Here is a 16,924-nt window from a genome sequence, read left to right on the forward strand (position 1 = left end):
CTGCCTCTACCGCACAGCTGGAAGGCTCGGTGCGCTCAAAACCGCAGCCCCGTCAACCAAAACGGGGCCCCAGGCGTCATGGTGTGATACACCGCCACTGCAAGCCATCGCACCAGTCGCGGCCTAGACTCAGGCACACGGGGCACGCAGCCTGCCCCAAAGGGATCCACCCATGAAACCATCCATCAGCCGATTCGCAGGTGCTTTTGCGCTGTGTGCAGGGCTGGCCGCCTGCACCACCGTGCCGGGAGACCCCTATTACGAGGCCCCCTACTACCCGGTGTACCAACCCCAACCGGTGTACATCTACAACCAGCCCCCGCTGATTCGTCCCTACCCGGTGGCACCACCCCCTCCCGTTTACTATGGACGCCCCTACGACGATGACCGCCGGGGCTGGAACCACCCGCCTGCGGCCAATGACCGTTGGCGCGACAGAGACAATGGCCGTGATCGAGACAACGCCCGCGACAGAGACCGAGCCGATCGCGACCGCAGAGACCGGGAAGACAGAGAGCGCCACGACAGAGAAGCCCAGCGGGGACGCCCCCCTGAACGCGTTCAGCCGCCACCCCCACCGCCAGCACAAAGCCCGGACAGGGTCTGGCGCGATGCCCGGCCACCAAGCCAAGGCCAGTCTGCCGACGACAATCGCGGCCGAGGCTCCAGGCCTTCAGACCCGACAAACCGCTGACCGCCTGCGCCGCCCACTCCAACCCGGAACAATGCCATGCCTTACCGCCTGAAGCCCCTGTGGAAATGGCCCGCCGCAGTGGTACTTTGTGCCTGCAGTGCCCTGCCCGCGTTCAGCCAAGTCATTCGCTGCACCGACGCCAAGACCGGACAAGTCACCTACACCGACGGAAAGTGCGCGACGGGTGCCGCTGCCCACGAGGTGGAAGCCAAACGCACAGCGGAGGAAATTGAGCAGGAGCGACGCTCTGCCGAACGGGCGTTAGAGCTCAAACAACAGCGGCAGCAAGCCGAAAGCGCAGCAGCCAGTGCGCAAAGCCAGCGCGAGGTGGAACAAGAGCGCCTGCGCGCCGCACGGGCCGCCGCAGCAGCCCCCTTGCCCAAAGACTACGCCAGCTCACCCGAATGCGCCAAATCGCGCAGGAACCTGGAGCTGGTGTCGACCGGCCTGTCTCGCTCCAACTACGACCAGGAGATGCGCATTGAAGCGGCACAACGGCAAATGGACCTGGACTGCCTGGGGCCGCAAGGCTATGCAGAGCTAGAGCGCGCCAGGGCCGCCCAACCCCGCGTCGTGGTCACTCCGCAGCGACGCCCGGCCTACCCCACGCCGGCTCCGGCACCCCAGCAGCCTTACCTGACGACCTGCAGCAACTTCTACTGCATCGACAGCACCGGGGCGCGTTACCCACGGTCAGGCCCAGGTCAGTTCCCCGGCAACGGTGGCGTGTGCAAATCCAAAGGCGGGCAGGCCCCCTGCTGACAGCCCCATAGCATCCAGGCCCCTCGATATGTGACCTCACGCGGCGGGGCGTGCTGACAACCCCGTTGCAACATCCGGAAACTGCAGCCGCAAGCCCAGCTCCTGCACCATGCGCTGGTTGTCCAGGCGGCGCGATTCGCTCATAAAGCTCAGCAGCACCAGCGGCAGTTGCTCCTTGGCCGCGCTGCGCGCAATGCGGGGTGGGCGGGGTAGCCCGCACAGGTCCGCAGCCAAATCAAAATAGTCACCCATTCGCAGGTGGTGCCCGTCGCTCACGTTGTACACCCGCTGGGCACGCCCTCGCCACAGCGCCGCCATGCAGGCCCGGGCCAAGTCATCGGCATGGATGTGGTTGGTGAAGACATCATCAGCGGCCTCCAGCACGGGTGTGCCTTTGAGCAACCGGGCCCGGGGCGTGCCCCCCTCACGGTCTGGCGCATAAATGCCGGGAATGCGCAAAATGCTGGCACGCACGCCCGCACGCCCCAGGTGGCGCACAGCCGCCTCGGCATCCACCCGCCGCTGGGCACGGGGTGTGGCGGGCGCCAGCAAACGCTCCTCGCGCACCAGCGCTCCGGCGCAGTCGCCGTACACGCCGCTGGTCGATGCGTACACCAGCGATGCGGGCAAGCGGCGCATTCGCAGCACGCGGCCCAGGGCCTGGGTGCGGGGGTCGCGCCACCAAGCATCGCGCCCTCCGCCTTCTGTAGGCGGTGGTGCCAGATGCAACACCCGCGTGGCAACGCCCGCCAAGCGCCGCAAGCTCGCTGCATCGTCCAGATTGCCCAGCACCGGGGTTGCCCCCAACTGGCGCAGTGCGGCGCGGCGGTCTGGGCTGGAGGTCAGGGCCATAACCCGCATGCGCCCGGCCCCTGCCCCCTGTGCCAAGTTGCGGGCCACACGGCTGCCAACATCGCCACAGCCCACGATCAACAATCGCTCACGGCGAAAACGGGCAGGCAAGGCGCCCAGGGCACTGGACAAAGCCACGGTACTCATGATTTCTTTCGGGTGAACAAGCAGAAAAAGTTCAATGGTCAAACAGACGACCCACAGGCTCTGAAGCCCACAGCGCCAGGGCCAAACCCTTGCGGCGCACTGAGCAAACGCAATGCAAAGCCGTGCAGCTCAGCACACCTTCAGTTTCTGCGGGCAAAATTGGCGCCATTCGCATAAGCCCCCGAGGATACCCACAACATGACGCGACCCGACGACGCTGCTGGCGCCGCATTCCAGATCTCTGTAACGCCCAGCGGGCGCACCTTCCAAAGCCAAGGCGATGAAACCATCCTGGCCGCAGCCATCCGCAGCGGCGTAGGCCTGCCCTACGGCTGCAAAGACGGCGCCTGTGGCTCCTGCAAGTGCAAAAAGACCAGCGGCTCCGTCACCCACACCGATCACCAGGCCAAGGCGCTGAGCGCGGAAGAAGAGGCTGCCGGTTTTGTGCTGACCTGCTGTGCGCGGCCGCTGTCCGATGTGGTGCTGGAGTCACGCCAGGTGACCGATGAAAGTGCCTACCCCATCAAGAAAATGCCGGTGCGTGTCTCCTCGCTGGAAAAGCAGTCCCACGATGTGATGCGGATTCGACTGCAACTGCCTGCGGCAGACACTTTCCGCTACCACGCAGGGCAATACGTGGAGTTCATCCTGCGCGACGGGGCCCGCCGGGCCTATTCCATGGCCAATGCACCGCACACGCAAGAGGCTGCCGCAGGCATTGAGCTGCACATCCGCCACCTGCCGGGCGGCAAGTTCACCGACCATGTGTTCGGCGCGATGAAAGAGAAAGAAATCCTGCGGATCGAGGGCCCCTTTGGCAGCTTCTTCCTGCGCGAAGACTCTGACAAACCCATCGTGCTGCTGGCTTCTGGAACAGGCTTTGCCCCCATCAAAGCCTTGATCGAGCACATGCAAGCCAAGGCCATCACCCGCCCCACCACGCTGTACTGGGGCGGCCGCCGCCCCGAAGACCTGTACATGCACCAGTGGGTGTTGGAACAAGCCGCGCACATGCCACACCTGCGCTATGTGCCCGTGGTGTCCGACGCCCAGCCGCAAGACGGATGGACCGGCCGCACAGGCTTTGTGCACCAGGCCGTGCTGGATGATTTTGCCGACCTCTCGGGCCACCAGGTGTATGCCTGCGGCGCGCCCATCGTGGTCGAATCGGCGCGCACAGCGTACAGCGCCCAGCGGGGGCTGCCTGCTGACGAGTTTTACGCAGACTCTTTCACCTCTGAAGCGGACAAGCACGGCCCTTCTGCGTGACGACGGCACTGCGCTGGCAGCCCCACGCAACCCGAAGGGCTGCCTTTGGCCCTCGATGAAAAGGTTCTCGGCACCCAGGCAGTTTTCTTTTTTGCAACAATCACGCCATGAACCGCAGAAACCTCCTCATTGCCAGTGCGGCAGTCACCGCCGCCTTTTCCACCCCGCTGGCCTTGTCGCAAGACGCCGGGCAACCCATTCGGCTGATCGTGCCTTATGCACCGGGTGGCCCGATCGACGTGACCGCACGGGCACTGGCAGAGCGTGTGCGCGACTCGCTGGGCACCGTGATCATTGATAACAAGGGGGGTGCAGGCGGCAACATCGGCGCAGACGCCATTGCCAAAGCGTCACCCGACGGGCTGACCATCGGCATTGCCGCCACGGCCACCCACGCCGTCAACCCCTGGCTCTACACCCGGATGCCCTTTGACGCGGGCAAAGACTTCACGGCCATCACGCAGATGGTGCGCGTGCCCAATGTGCTGGTGATGAACGCCGCCAAAGCGGAACAACTCAAGATCCACACCCTGGCAGACCTCATCGCCTACGCCAAGGCCAATCCCGCCAAGCTCAACTACGGCAGCGGCGGCAACGGCAGCGCGGGCCATCTGGCCGGAGAAATGTTCAAGCAGCGCGCCAACATCTTTGCGCTGCATATTCCCTACCGCGGGGCCAACCCCGCACAGCTGGCGCTTTTGGCAGGCGAGGTGGACTTCAACATCGACAACCTGGCTGCCGCGGCACCCAACATCCGCTCAGGCAAGCTCAAGGCGCTGGCCGTAACGTCCCTGGAGGCCTCTTCGGCACTGCCCGGCGTGCCCCCCATGGCCAACACCTTCAAGGGGTTCTCCATCGACACCTGGTGGGGCCTGGTGGCCCCCAAGGGCACACCCAAGCCCGTGATCGACAAGCTCAACAAGGCCTTCGTGGCCGCGCTGCAGGCCCCTGAGACCAAAACTCGTTTTGGCGCCCTGCTGGCTGAGCCTGTGGCCACCACACCGCAACAGTTTGAGAGCTTCATGGCCAGCGAGCGCGCCAGGTACCAGGAAGTAGTCAAGCTCTCGGGCGCCAAGGTCGATTAAGATGAAAATAGGCTGTAGCGCTTGCCCATCAAGCGCTAGCAGCTACTTTTTTGATAGCAAGTCAGCCGTCCAGGCTTTTGGCAGTCGCTCAATGCGCTGGTCTGCCACGGCCTGCAAGGCAGCCTCGCTCACCAGCGTGGGCGACACTTCGGCCAGCGGCCGCAGCACGAAGGCGCGCTCGGCCATGCGGGGGTGAGGCACGGTGAGGGTGGGGGTGTCCAGCTCGGCGTTGCCATAGCGCAGGATGTCCAAGTCCAGCGTGCGCGGAGCGTTGCGGTAGGGCCGCTCGCGGCCAGCGCCCTGCTCTATCGATTGCAGGCGCTGCAGCACCTCCAGCGCAGGCAGCATGGTGCGCAGCAAGGCCACAGCGTTCAAGTAGTCTGGGCCGCCCGCATCGATCGGTGCACTGGCGTACAAGGCCGAAACATTGACCAGCCGCGTGTCTGGCCAACGGGCCATGGCCTGCAAGGCCTCGTGCAGCGCCTGCTCGCGCTCGCCCAGGTTGGCGCCCAGGCCCACCCAGACATCCACAGGCACCGCCGCGCTCATTCGCTGGTGGCTGGGGCGGCATCCCCGCCAGCACCGCCCGGCTTGCGGCGACGGCGGCGGCGTTTTTTGGGGGCTGACCCGTCTTCAGCAGGCTCCGGCAGATCGGCTGCTGCGGCATCGGCCGTGGCGGCGGCTCCAGCAGCGGGCTTTTTGGGCACGCGGCGCACCACGGGTTGTTGTGCTTGCTGCTGGGCTTTGAGGCGGGCCTTTTGCTCTTCGCGGGCCTGGTCCAGCAGGTCTTCACGGCGCTCATCGTCTGCCGTCTGGAAGTCTTGCCACCACTCGGCCAGGGCCTCTTCCACCTCGCCAATGTCGGCGCGCAAACGCATGAAGTCAAAGCCTGCGCGGAAGCGGGGCTGCATCACCATGCCAAACGGCGTGTTACCCACGCGCTTTTCAAAGCGGGGTTGCATGACCCAGATTTCGCGCATGTCGGCGGCCAGCTTGCCACGGCCAGACACGTCGCCAATGCGCCGCTCAAACACCTCGTCAATGGAGTCTTGCAGCGCAGGCAAAGCATGTTCACGCCGCCCCATGCGGTCTTCCCAGCCCTTGCGCACATCTTCCCACAGCACACAGGCCAGCAAAAAGCTGGGGGCCACGGGCTTGCCTTCGTTCACGCGGCGGTCGGTGTCCACCAGCGCGGCTTTGACAAACGGGCTGTCGGCACGCTCCACCGCCACGTCCAGCAGCGGGTAGATGCCCTTGGCCATGCCCAGCTTGCGCAACTGCTCGATGGTGGCAATGGCGTGGCCGGTTTGCAGCAGCTTGAGCATTTCGTCAAACATGCGGCTTTGGGGCACATCGGCCAGCAAGGTTTGCGACTGCACCAGGGGCGCGGCAGTCTTAGCTTCGATAGAGAAGCCCAACTGGCTGAGCTTGGCGGCAAAGCGCACCGCGCGGATGATGCGCACCGGGTCTTCGCGGTAGCGCGTGGCGGGGTCGCCAATCATGCGCAGGGTCTTCTTCTTGGCGTCCTGAATGCCCTTGTGGTAGTCCACCACCACCTGGGTTTCCGGGTCGTAGTACATGGCGTTGACGGTGAAGTCGCGGCGGGTGGCGTCTTCGTCTTGCGGGCCCCACACGTTGTCGCGCAGCACACGGCCGCTGGCGTCCACCGCATGCTGCATGCCCGACAGCTGGGCCTTGCTGGTCTTTTCATTGCCACTGACCTGGCCTGCAGCCGAGTTATCGAGGTAGGCGCGGAAGGTAGAAACCTCGATCACCTCATGCTCACGCCCCCGGCCATGCACCACGTGCACGATGCGAAAGCGCTTGCCAATGATGAAGGCGCGGCGAAACAGCGCCTTGACCTGCTCAGGCGTGGCATTGGTGGCCACGTCAAAGTCCTTGGGGCGCAGGCCCAGCAACAAGTCCCGCACCGCGCCGCCCACGATGTAGGCCTCAAAGCCCGCGTCCTTGAGGGTGTGCACCACATCGGCCGCCCGCCGGTCCACCAGCTCGGGGTTGATGCCGTGCACGGACGCGGGCACCTCTTCGCGCTTGCCAAAATGGGGCTTGCCGCCAGAGGTGCCGGGCGTCGATTTGCCCAGTAGTTTGTCGATGAACTTCTTGATCATGGGTATGCAGTAAACAGGTGAATGGGCGCTGTGGGGCAGCCTTTAGGCAGCAGCAGGGGCGCCTGTAGCGGCAGCGGATGCGTCTGCCGAAAACAGGTCCAGTATGCGCCAGCCGCGCTCTTGCGCCAGAGCGCGCAGGCGCGGGTCGGGGTTGGTAGCCACGGGGTGGTTGACTTTTTCCAGCAGCGGCACGTCGTTCATAGAATCGCTGTAGAAGGTGCTGTCCACATCAGCCCAAGTGAGCTGGCGCGCAGCCAACCATTGTTCCATGCGCAGCACCTTGCCCTCGCGCATGGTCGGTATGCCGTCAATTTCGCCCGTGTACCAGCCGTTGGTGTCGCGGGCCAGTTGCACGGCCAGCAACTCCTGCACGCCCAGCGCCTGGGCGATGGGGCGGGTCACGAACTCGTTGGTGGCCGTGACGATGACCACTTGGTCGCCTGCGGCCTCGTGCTGGCGGATCAAATCGAGCGCCTGGGGGCGAATGGCCGGGCCAATCACCTCGCGCATGAATTGCTGGTGCGCCGTGGCCGCTGCATCGGCACCCCGAAGGCGCACGGCTTCGGTGGCAAAGCGCACGTAGTCGTGCACGTTGAGCGTTCCAGCCTGGTAGTGGGCGTAAAACTCATCGTTGCGACGCGCAAACTCCACCGGGTCGTTCCAGCCGATGCGGATAGTGAACTCGCCCCACTCGTAGTCCGAGTCGAGCGGCAGCAACGTGTGGTCCAGGTCAAAAAGTGCCAAGCGAAGGCGGCTTCTTTGCATTTCAATCATTCAATAAGTTGCGCTGCGTGAGCGATTGCAAAAACTGTCGCTGCCCAAACCCAGCGGTCGCCGCGCAAGGGCCGCCCCGCCGCAGAGGCGGCGCTTTGCTGGCGTGCGCTGGCCGCTCAGGGGGTTGTCCCTCATTGTTCATTCCGACTCGAGCATGGCCTTGAGCAGCGGAATGGTGATGGCACGCTGGGTGCGCAGCGCAAAGGCATCCAGTTGGTCCAGCAATTGCATCAGGCTGCCCAGATCCCGCGAGAAACGCTTGAGCATGAAGTCCATGACCTCGTCGCCCAGGAATACGCCCCGTGCGTCGGCCTCCTGGCGCAGCACCGCGCGGCGGGCGGTTTCGTCGAGCAACTGCAGCTGAAACACATGGCCCCAGCCCATGCGGCTGCGCAGATCGTCGCGCAGTGGCAGGTCAGCCGGGGGCAAATCGCCAGCCGCAAGCACCCAACGCTGGCCGCCCGTGGCCGGGTTGATGGCATTCACAAACCAGTTGAAGGCACTGGCCTGCTGCGCAGTGTTGTAAAGATGCACTTCGTCCATCACCACGGCCGCCCAGCGCTCGTCAAAGTCTGGAGGATTGGCCACGGTGGCGTCCATCCAGCCCACGCTGGCGCCCTGCTCGTGCAAGGCTTCGCACACGGCCTTGAGCAAATGGGTTTTGCCGCTGCCCGCCTCGCCCCACAAATAGGTGGGCACCGGTGAGCGCGTGCTCTGGCTGCTGCCCTCACCCGCCCACAGGCGCAGGTGTTGCAAAGCAGCATCATTGGGGCCTGCATAGAAGCTCGAAAGCGTCGGCCCGGTGACCAGGCCGATATCCAGCGCCAGCTGCTTCATGGCAGCAGCCTGCTGGGCGACATGCTGGAGCGAGAAGAAAAAGCGTAGAACTGCATGGGCTCCAGAGAGAACAGAGAGAAAACAGGACAGTATGGAAGGGTTGCGGCGGGGTGGTCAGCGCGCAGCCCGTAAAATCTGGGCAAATTTTAGTCTGCTGCGCACGCTGGTCCGTGCTTACCCTGCCATGAGCAACTCTGCCGCTACCCCTACCCCCCTGTCCTACAAAGACGCTGGCGTTGACATCGACGCCGGTGACGCCCTTGTCGAGCGCATCAAGCCCCTGGCCAAAAAAACCATGCGCGAAGGCGTGCTGGCAGGCATTGGCGGCTTTGGCGCCCTGTTTGAAGTGCCCAAGCGCTACAAGGAACCCGTGCTGGTCAGCGGCACCGACGGCGTGGGCACCAAGCTCAAGCTGGCGTTTGAATGGAACATGCACGACACCGTGGGCATCGACCTGGTGGCAATGAGCGTGAACGACGTGCTGGTGCAGGGCGCCGAGCCCCTGTTCTTCCTCGACTACTTTGCCTGCGGCAAGCTCGATGTGGACACGGCCGCTGCCGTGGTGGGCGGCATTGCCAAGGGCTGCGAGCTGTCTGGCTGCGCGCTGATTGGCGGCGAAACCGCCGAAATGCCTGGCATGTACCCCGCTGGCGAATACGACCTGGCCGGTTTTGCCGTGGGCGCGGTCGAAAAATCCAAAATCCTGACCGGCCAAACCGTGCAGCCCGGCGACGTGGTGCTGGGGCTGGCCAGCCACGGCGTGCATTCCAACGGCTTCAGCCTGGTGCGCAAGTGCATTGACCGCGCCGAAGCCGCTGGCACCGTGCCCGCCACGCTGGACGGCAAGCCCTTCAAGCAAGCCATCATGGAGCCCACCCGCCTGTACGTGAAGAACGTGCTGGCCGCGCTGGCCCAGCACCCCATCAAGGCCCTGGCTCACATCACCGGCGGCGGCCTGCTGGAGAACATTCCCCGCGTGCTGCCCGAAGGCACTGCAGCCCACCTGACCAAGGGCAGCTGGCCCCAGACCGAGCTGTTTGCCTGGCTGCAAAAGACCGCAGGCATCGATGACATCGAGATGAACCGCACCTTCAACAACGGCATTGGCATGGTGGTGGTGGTTGATGCCGCCAACGCTGAGGCCACAGCCGCCACGCTGCGCGCTGCAGGCGAGCAGGTCTACACCATCGGCGCCATTGCGCCGCGCGGCGAAGATGCCGCCGTGGTCGTTGGCTGATCTGCAGCACGCGCATGGCGCAGCACCAGCCCCCAGCCCTCCCGCCTGAGTCGCCCTCGGCAGCGCTCACCAGCTACACCGCACCGTCGCAGCCCCTGTGGGCTGCGCGCTCGGGCATTGTGTTGGCCAGCTACCTGCTGATGGCCTCTGCCTTGCTGCTGGTGATGTGGCGCGGGCTGCTGCCCGGGCTGCTGTGCGTGTGCCTGGGCTTCTTGCTCACCCGCGCCCTCACGGGCTGGCTCACGGCCGGGTTGCACCGACTGCAAGGCGCTAATGCGGCGCAGCGCGGCACGCCCCGCGCCGCCCAGGTGGTGGCCGCCGCCGTGGTCATGCTCATGCCCCTGGCATTGCTGGCGGCCGGGCTCACCCACTCGCGCGGGTACCTGGTCGATGCACCGCAGCAATACCGCGAGCTGCTCACCTACATGGCCCGCACGGTGCTGGAACTGCGCCTGAAGCTGCCGGCCGACATGGCCGCCCACCTGCCCGAGGGCGCGGCAGAAATCCAGCGCATCATCGCCAGCTACCTGGGCGCCAAGGCGGGCGCACTGGCCATGGCCGGGCGTGCGTGGCTGGGCAGCGTGCTGTTTGCCTATGTGGGCCTGCTCATCGGCTCCCTGGCGGCGGTGCGCACCTCCAAAGCCTCCCTGGGGCCCCTCGCCCAGCAGCTCGCCCAGCGCATCACGCTGTTTGGCGAGGCATTCCGGCAAATCGTGGCCGCCCAATTCTGGATTGCGGCGTTCAACACGCTGCTGACCGCGCTCTTCCTGCTGTTTGTGCTGCCGTTCTGGGGCATGGACCTGCCCTACACCCCGGTGCTCATCACCCTCACTTTTATCGCGGGGCTGGTGCCCATCGTGGGCAATTTGCTGTGCAACGTGGTGATGACCATCGTAGGCCTGTCGGTGTCCCCCATGGCCGCCGCCGCCTGCCTGGGCTTTCTGATCCTGATCCACAAGGCCGAATACGTCATCAACGCCAAGGTGGTGGGCCAGCGCACCCAGATGGGCGTGTGGGAGTTGCTGAGTGTGATGTTTGTGGCCGAGGCCATTTTTGGCCCGGCCGGGCTGGTGGCGGCGCCCTTGTTTTACGCCTACCTCAAGAAAGAACTGGTCGCTGCACGGCTGGTTTGATTCGCCCGCCGATTCCATTCAAAATTGATAGCGCCTTGCGCTTATTCAACGGGCGCCAGAGGCATATTTAGCTCCAAATCCCCAAGACCCTGTTCTAAGCCAGGCGGCCAAACTGCCTTGCGACAAAAGCCCAGGCCAGTGCCGAAGCATCAGGCCCCGCCGGGTCGCTGTGGGGCAAGCCTGGGGCCCCGCCGCTCCAGGCGTGGCCCAGCCCGGTGATCTCCCGCACCGACACCACCACCTGACCGTGGGCCTTGAACTCCATGGCCTGCATGGGGTAGCGCTGGCCTCGGCGCAGGGTGCGCGATGCCGTCGCCCGTGCGCCCGCCGCACTGGCCCACAGCACCGCCGTGGCGGCGGCATTGCGCACCGAGACAACGCCATCGGCATCGCCATGCAGGATGAGCAGCGGCGGCAGGGACTGGCGATCTGCCGCAACCCCATCGCCAACGCCCCCCAAGCCGCCCGCAGGCAACGGAGCCTGTGCGATCGGCAAATGCGCATCGCGGCTGCCACGCATGGCGGCCACGGCGGTGGCGGCGGATTCAGCCGTGCCCGGGGCCACCCCGGAGTGCATGACCACCGCGCAAAAGCGCGATGGGTAGCGCGCCCCCAGCAGCGCAGCCATGCTGCCGCCAGCAGACAAGCCCGCCACAGCCACACGCTCCAGATCCACCGGATGGCGACGCGCAACCTGGTCCACAGCGGCCAGCAAGGTGGCGGCCTCGGCATCGGCCTTGCCACTGCGGCGGTCGTACCAGTTCCAGCAACCATGGGCATTGGCCACACGCTCTTGCTCGGGGTACAGCACCAAAAAACGCTTGCGCGCCGCCAGGCGGTTCATGCGCGAGCTGGCAGCCAGGTCGCGCCCCGTTTGCCCGCAGCCATGCAACATGACCAGCAACGGAAACGACTCCCCCGGGGCTGGCGCCAACCCCGCAGGCACAAAAAAATGGAAGCGCCGCGCCCCTGCCGGGCCGGGGGCAATCCCCGCCAACCACTCGGAAGACGCACCTGCCAGTGGAGTGCTGCGCCTGGGCGCCGCCCGCGCCGCTTTGCGGGGCACAGCGCCACCCTGCACAGGCGCGCGTTTCTTGCCCTTCACAGGCTTGGCCACGCGCACCAACGCCGCCAGGTTGCGTCGGTAAGCGCGGGTGAGCGCCGCCAACGAAAACAGACTGCTTTTGTGAGGCATGGGGGCAATGGCTCCAGAAAATAAGGGAAAACCCTGATCACCATAGCAGGTATTGGCCCAAGCCTTGATTTACGGCAGGTTGCAAACCTCGCCAGCAAGGCACGGGCCCGGTGCGCGGCCCCTGCATGGCCCACAAAAGCCCCAAAAAGACTACACACAGATTTTTCCATGCATGTCCTGATTTGATCGAAACTCGTCCAACCCTGAACTGACGGCAGGCTGTAGCGCCTTCAAAATAAGCGCATATCCACCCACTTGCAAAAGGCTGCTTCATGAAAACTTGTCTGATAGTGATTGATGTCCAGGAATCGTTTCGGCACCGCCCGTTTTTCACAGAAACAGGCCTGCCCGCCTACCTGGCTGCACAAAATGCCTTGATCGAGGGCTGCATCGCCCAGGGCATTCCCGTGGTGCGGGTGTTTCACTCCGAAGGGCCAGAGACGGCCGCCAATCCCTTCTCGCAGACTTCCGGCCACGTGAGCCCCCTGAAGGGCCTTGCGGACTTTGATGCTGCAGCCACCTTCACCAAGTCGCGCCACAGCGCGCTGGTGGGTACGGGCCTGGATGTATGGCTGACACGCCATGGTGTCCAGAACCTCATCATCAGCGGCATCCGCACCGAGCAATGCTGCGAAACCACCACCCGCCACGCCTCTGACCTGGGCTGGAACGTGGACTATGTGCTGGACGCCACCCACACCTGGGACATGGTGCAGCCCGACGGCCAGACGCTGGCGGCCGCCGACATCAAAACTCGCACCGCGACCGTGCTGCAAGGCCGCTTTGCCACGCTGTGCACGGTGGATGAAGCACTTGCACGGGCCCAGTCTGCCGCCTTGACCGGGGTGCACGCATGAGCCGCACCCTGAACATCTCCATCTTGGTGTTTGACGATGTGGAAGCCCTGGACCTGGGCGGCCCGTATGAAGTCTTCACCACTGCCACCCGCATGCACCAACGCGCGCAGCCCGGTGCAGCCCCGGCCTTCAGCGTGCAATGCGTGGCCCGCACCCTGGATGCCGTACGCGCCCGCGCCGGGCTGCGGGTGTTGCCAGATGCCGACTTTGTCAGCGCGGCAGCGCCCGATGTGCTGGTCGTGCCCGGCGGCGTGGTCGACACCGCCGCCGCATGCCCCGCCACGCGCCAGTGGGTGGCACAGGCCGCCCAGAGCGCCAGCATCACCGCGTCGGTGTGCACCGGGGCGTTCATTCTGGCGGCAGCCGGTGTGCTGCGTGAGGGGCCCGTCACCACCCACTGGGAAGACATTGGCGATCTGCGCGCGCAGTTTCCACAACTCGCCGTTCAAGAGCAGGTGCGCTGGGTCGATCAGGGGCGGCTGGTCACGTCGGCGGGCATCAGCGCAGGCATCGACATGAGCCTGCACCTGGTCAGCCGCTTGCTGAGCCCCGCCCTGGCCGAGCGCACAGCCCGCCAAATGGACACGCCCTGGAACCCTACGCCTTAAACCATGCCGCCCACCGCCAGGCGGCGCCAGCTGCATGGCGGGTGGGCCAAAATAAGCGATGCCAGAAACACACCCCATCCACGTCTACTTTGCCCTGTTGCCAGGCAGCCTGGTGCTCGACTGGGCGGGCCCTGCCGAGGCACTGCGCATTGCCAACCAGGCGCTGGTGGCACAAGGGCAGCCTGCGCGGTTTGTGCAGCACTTCGTCAGCCCCACGCCGCAGTCTGTGACCTCGGTGGGGGCCATGCTGACCGGCTTGGCGCCGCTACCCGCCACCCTGGCGCAACCCGCCTGGGTGGTGCTGGTGGGCTTGGCGGGGCAGCGCATTGACGTGGACAACCCCGAGGCACGCGCCTTGCTGCACTGGCTGCGCGGCCTGCGGCTGGCGGCGGGGCAGCTGGAGCTGGTGACCGTGTGCGCTGGTGCCGTGCTGGCGGCGCACGCGGGCTTGCTCAGCGGCCGCCGTGCCACCACACACCACCTGCACCTGGGCGAGCTGGCGCAAGTGGACCCGCGCTGCGACGTGGCCGCCAACCGCGTGTTTGTGGCCGATGGCCCGGTGCACAGCAGCGCCGGGGTGACCACAGGCATCGACCTGCTGCTGCACCGCATCAGCGAAACCTGCAGCCCTGCGCTGGCCGCCCAGGTGGCACAGGCCATGGTGGTGGCCCTGCGCCGTGGGCCCAACGACCCGGAGTTCTCGCCCTTTCTGCACCACCGCAACCACTTGCACCCCGCCCTGCACCGCGTGCAGGACGCCATCGGCCAGCAGCCCCAGTCGCCGTGGAATGTGCCCGCCATGGCCGAGGTGGCCCACACCTCGCCCAGGCACCTGACCCGGTTGTTTCTGGAGCACGCAGGCATTGCGCCGCTGCAGTACCTGCGCCGCATCCGCCTGGCCACCGCCGAGGCTGCCCTGCAGTCGGGTCGCAACGTCACCCAGGCCGCAGAGTTGGCAGGGTTCAGCTCAGACACGCAATTGCGGCGGGCGTGGCACCAGTTTGGCCGCAGCGGCACGCCATCGCAGTCCGGCGGCAATATGCACGGGCACTGATGCGAACCTTTGCCCAGCCAGGTGGGATAGGTGCCATTTCAGCCCCTAGCGCCCGATAAATAAGCGCTAGCAGCTACCAAAACAGGAGCAAAAACACCCTACAGACTGGCTCACACCTTCGCCCACACCCTCTCGTCAGTACGCCTCGGGCACGTACATGGAGGCAGGCACCGGCTGGCGCAGGTATTCGGGGTTGCGCACCCGGTCTGGCAGCACCACGGGGGCGTGGGGCACCTCCTGGTAAGGCAACTGGCCCAGCAGGTGGGCAATGCAGTTGAGGCGGGCCTTTTTCTTGTCGACCGCCTGCACCACCCACCAGGGCGCTTCGGGGATGTGGGTGCGCTCCAGCATCGTTTCTTTGGCCTTGGTGTAGGCCTCCCAGCGCACACGGCTTTCCAGGTCCATGGGGCTGAGCTTCCACTGCTTGAGCGGGTCATGGATGCGCCCCAGAAAGCGCAGGTGCTGCTCCTCATCGGTGATGGAGAACCAGTATTTGACCAGCGTGATGCCCGAGCGCACGAGCATTCTTTCAAAGTCAGGCACGGTGCGGAAAAACTCTTCGTACTCGTCGTCAGAGCAAAAGCCCATCACCCGCTCAACGCCCGCGCGGTTGTACCAGCTGCGGTCGAACAGCACCATCTCACCGGCCGCAGGCAGGTGCGCCACATAGCGCTGAAAGTACCACTGCGTGCGCTCACGGTCATTGGGCGCAGGCAGTGCGGCCACGCGGGCCACGCGCGGGTTCAGCCGCTGGGTGATGCGCTTGATGACGCCGCCCTTGCCCGCCGCGTCGCGGCCTTCAAACAAGATCACCACCTTCTGGCGGCTGTGCTGCACCCAGTCTTGCAGCTTGACCAGCTCACCCTGCAGGCGAAACAGCTCTTTGAAGTAGCGCTGGCGCTCCAGCTTGTCCGTGGCCACCAGGTCGCCCTCTTCGTCCACGTTGCGGTCCTCGATCTCCAGCTCCAACTCTTCGTCGTAGCTGTCGATCAGATCATTGGCGATGCGCTGCATCAGGTCCTGGGCGTCGAACGGGGCGTTCTGGAGCATGGTGGTCAGAAGTGCAAAAAAGATGGCGCCGATGCTGCCCAGCCCCGGTGACAAAGTGATGACAGCCACGGAAAAGTCATGAAAAAGTCACACGACCGCAGCAACATCGCAGGCTGGCCTCAGCACCTCCGTTCTTCGTTTTCGCCCTCCCCCCTCTTCATGACTGCACCCCTTGCCAGCACGGCACCCCATGGCGGCTACGGAGGCGATACCGCAGGCCTGATCTGTGGCTATCTGATGCAAGACGGCGGCCACCACGCCCGCCCCCTGGACAGCACCGAGGCCGTGCAGTGGCTGGACGCCCATCGGCTGCAAGGCGCAGCACCAGACACAGCGGCGCCGCAGGACCCCGCCCAGCCTGCCGCCTTTGTGTGGCTGCATTTCAACCTGGCCCACGCGCAAGCCGTGCGCTGGATGCAGCGCCACGCCGACCTGCCTTACGCTTTTTTTGAAGCCCTCAAAGACGGCTCGTACTCCACCCGCATCGAGCGCGATGACGATGCCTTGATGGGCGTGCTCAACGATGCGCACTTTGACTTTGCATTCGAGCCGTCCGACATTGCCACGCTGTGGATCTGCGTGCTGCCCCACCTGGTCATCACCGCGCGGGCGCACCCGCTGCGATCGGTGGATGCCCTGCGCACGGCGGTGCGCCAGGGGCACACACCGCGCTCGAGCGTGGCGCTGCTGGAGCAGCTGATGCGCACCCAGGCGGCAGGGCTGGTGGACATCGTGCGCGGCGTGACGCAGCGCATCGACGGCATTGAAGACGAGTTGCTGGCAGGCCGGCTCAACCACAAACGCGCCCGCCTGGGCGTGCTGCGCAGACTGCTGGTGCGGCTGCAGCGCCTGCTGGCGCCCGAGCCCGCCGCCCTGTTCCGGCTGCTGGCACACCCGCCGCACTGGATGGGCGCCGAAGACGTGCAAGAGCTGCGCGATTCGACCGAAGAGTTCTCGGTCGTGCTGCGCGACATGCAGGGGCTGCAAGAGCGCATCAAGCTGCTGCAGGAAGAGCTGGCCGCCAGCGTGCAAGAGGCCAACAGCCGCAGCCTGTTTGTGCTGACGGTGGTCACGGTGCTGGCGCTGCCCATCAACATCCTCACCGGGCTGCTGGGCATGAACGTGGGGGGCATTCCCCTGGCGGGCAGCGAGCACGGTTTTTGGGTGATCGTGTGCATTCTGGTGGTCTTTACCGCCGTGGCGGGCTGGCTGGCACTCAGGGGCACGCGGGACAACTGAGA

At 65.4% G+C, this 16,924-nt stretch carries 17 protein-coding genes; 10 read left to right on the forward strand and 7 right to left on the reverse strand.

Annotation, left to right across the window (positions count from 1 at the left end; translation table 11 throughout):
* The first annotated feature begins 172 nt into the window (after positions 1–172).
* Complete coding sequence (locus tag EAG14_RS22860) at positions 173–694, forward strand: hypothetical protein (protein WP_162996001.1); 522 nt, start codon at positions 173–175, stop codon at positions 692–694.
* 36 nt (positions 695–730) lie between these two features.
* Positions 731–1,456 (forward strand): DUF4124 domain-containing protein, encoded by a 726-nt coding sequence (locus EAG14_RS13470; protein ID WP_121729170.1) that lies wholly within the window; start codon positions 731–733, stop codon positions 1,454–1,456.
* Between the two features lie 36 nt (positions 1,457–1,492).
* Here the strand turns inward: EAG14_RS13470 and EAG14_RS13475 are convergent, their stop codons facing one another.
* Positions 1,493–2,455, reverse strand: a complete 963-nt coding sequence (locus tag EAG14_RS13475; protein ID WP_121729171.1) for an SDR family oxidoreductase — start codon at positions 2,453–2,455, stop codon at positions 1,493–1,495.
* 198 nt (positions 2,456–2,653) lie between these two features.
* On the opposite strand from EAG14_RS13475, the gene EAG14_RS13480 reads away from it, so the two are divergent.
* Positions 2,654–3,724 carry a CDP-6-deoxy-delta-3,4-glucoseen reductase gene (locus EAG14_RS13480; RefSeq protein ID WP_121729172.1) on the forward strand — a complete coding sequence of 357 codons (1,071 nt, stop codon included), beginning with the start codon at positions 2,654–2,656 and terminating at the stop codon, positions 3,722–3,724.
* Between the two features lie 107 nt (positions 3,725–3,831).
* Positions 3,832–4,809, forward strand: a complete 978-nt coding sequence (locus EAG14_RS13485; RefSeq protein ID WP_121729173.1) for a tripartite tricarboxylate transporter substrate binding protein — start codon at positions 3,832–3,834, stop codon at positions 4,807–4,809.
* Positions 4,810–4,851: 42 nt separating this feature from the next.
* Here the strand turns inward: EAG14_RS13485 and folK are convergent, their stop codons facing one another.
* From folK to hda, 4 genes are all read right to left on the reverse strand, one after another.
* Positions 4,852–5,358 carry a 2-amino-4-hydroxy-6-hydroxymethyldihydropteridine diphosphokinase gene (gene folK, locus EAG14_RS13490; RefSeq protein WP_121729174.1) on the reverse strand — a complete coding sequence of 169 codons (507 nt, stop codon included), beginning with the start codon at positions 5,356–5,358 and terminating at the stop codon, positions 4,852–4,854.
* On the reverse strand, positions 5,355–6,938 hold the full coding sequence (pcnB, locus tag EAG14_RS13495) for a polynucleotide adenylyltransferase PcnB (protein WP_099740718.1): 1,584 nt from the start codon (positions 6,936–6,938) through the stop codon (positions 5,355–5,357). The genes folK and pcnB overlap by 4 nt, the downstream gene beginning before the upstream one ends.
* Before the next feature lie 42 nt (positions 6,939–6,980).
* A complete protein-coding gene (locus tag EAG14_RS13500) occupies positions 6,981–7,703 on the reverse strand; it encodes an HAD family hydrolase (protein WP_371414349.1) in 723 nt (240 codons plus the stop codon).
* Between the two features lie 147 nt (positions 7,704–7,850).
* Positions 7,851–8,549 carry a DnaA regulatory inactivator Hda gene (gene hda / locus EAG14_RS13505; protein ID WP_099740716.1) on the reverse strand — a complete coding sequence of 233 codons (699 nt, stop codon included), beginning with the start codon at positions 8,547–8,549 and terminating at the stop codon, positions 7,851–7,853.
* Between the two features lie 184 nt (positions 8,550–8,733).
* Here hda and purM point away from each other — a divergent pair, with 184 nt between their 5' ends.
* On the forward strand, positions 8,734–9,786 hold the full coding sequence (gene purM / locus EAG14_RS13510; RefSeq protein ID WP_121729176.1) for a phosphoribosylformylglycinamidine cyclo-ligase: 1,053 nt from the start codon (positions 8,734–8,736) through the stop codon (positions 9,784–9,786).
* Between the two features lie 14 nt (positions 9,787–9,800).
* Positions 9,801–10,919 (forward strand): AI-2E family transporter, encoded by a 1,119-nt coding sequence (locus EAG14_RS13515; RefSeq protein WP_121729177.1) that lies wholly within the window; start codon positions 9,801–9,803, stop codon positions 10,917–10,919.
* A 94-nt stretch (positions 10,920–11,013) separates the two neighbouring features.
* Here the strand turns inward: EAG14_RS13515 and EAG14_RS13520 are convergent, their stop codons facing one another.
* Positions 11,014–12,114, reverse strand: a complete 1,101-nt coding sequence (locus tag EAG14_RS13520) for a PHB depolymerase family esterase (protein ID WP_121729178.1) — start codon at positions 12,112–12,114, stop codon at positions 11,014–11,016.
* A 272-nt stretch (positions 12,115–12,386) separates the two neighbouring features.
* Here EAG14_RS13520 and EAG14_RS13525 point away from each other — a divergent pair, with 272 nt between their 5' ends.
* From EAG14_RS13525 to EAG14_RS13535, 3 genes are read left to right on the forward strand one after another with little or no spacing between them, the layout of a single operon-like run.
* Complete coding sequence (locus EAG14_RS13525; RefSeq protein WP_099740714.1) at positions 12,387–12,971, forward strand: cysteine hydrolase family protein; 585 nt, start codon at positions 12,387–12,389, stop codon at positions 12,969–12,971.
* Entirely contained in the window at positions 12,968–13,579 is a 612-nt protein-coding gene (locus EAG14_RS13530; RefSeq protein ID WP_121729179.1) for a DJ-1/PfpI family protein, read from the forward strand. The genes EAG14_RS13525 and EAG14_RS13530 overlap by 4 nt, the downstream gene beginning before the upstream one ends.
* Positions 13,580–13,637: 58 nt before the next feature.
* Positions 13,638–14,633: a GlxA family transcriptional regulator gene (locus EAG14_RS13535; protein ID WP_121729180.1), complete on the forward strand. Its 996-nt coding sequence runs from the start codon at positions 13,638–13,640 to the stop codon at positions 14,631–14,633.
* 135 nt (positions 14,634–14,768) lie between these two features.
* Here the strand turns inward: EAG14_RS13535 and ppk2 are convergent, their stop codons facing one another.
* Positions 14,769–15,683 carry a polyphosphate kinase 2 gene (gene ppk2 / locus EAG14_RS13540; protein WP_099658539.1) on the reverse strand — a complete coding sequence of 305 codons (915 nt, stop codon included), beginning with the start codon at positions 15,681–15,683 and terminating at the stop codon, positions 14,769–14,771.
* 159 nt (positions 15,684–15,842) lie between these two features.
* Here ppk2 and EAG14_RS13545 point away from each other — a divergent pair, with 159 nt between their 5' ends.
* Complete coding sequence (locus EAG14_RS13545) at positions 15,843–16,922, forward strand: transporter (protein WP_240456787.1); 1,080 nt, start codon at positions 15,843–15,845, stop codon at positions 16,920–16,922.
* The last annotated feature ends 2 nt before the right edge of the window (positions 16,923–16,924 follow it).

Origin of the sequence: Acidovorax sp. 1608163, assembly GCF_003669015.1 — a bacterium.
Lineage (GTDB): Bacteria > Pseudomonadota > Gammaproteobacteria > Burkholderiales > Burkholderiaceae_C > Acidovorax.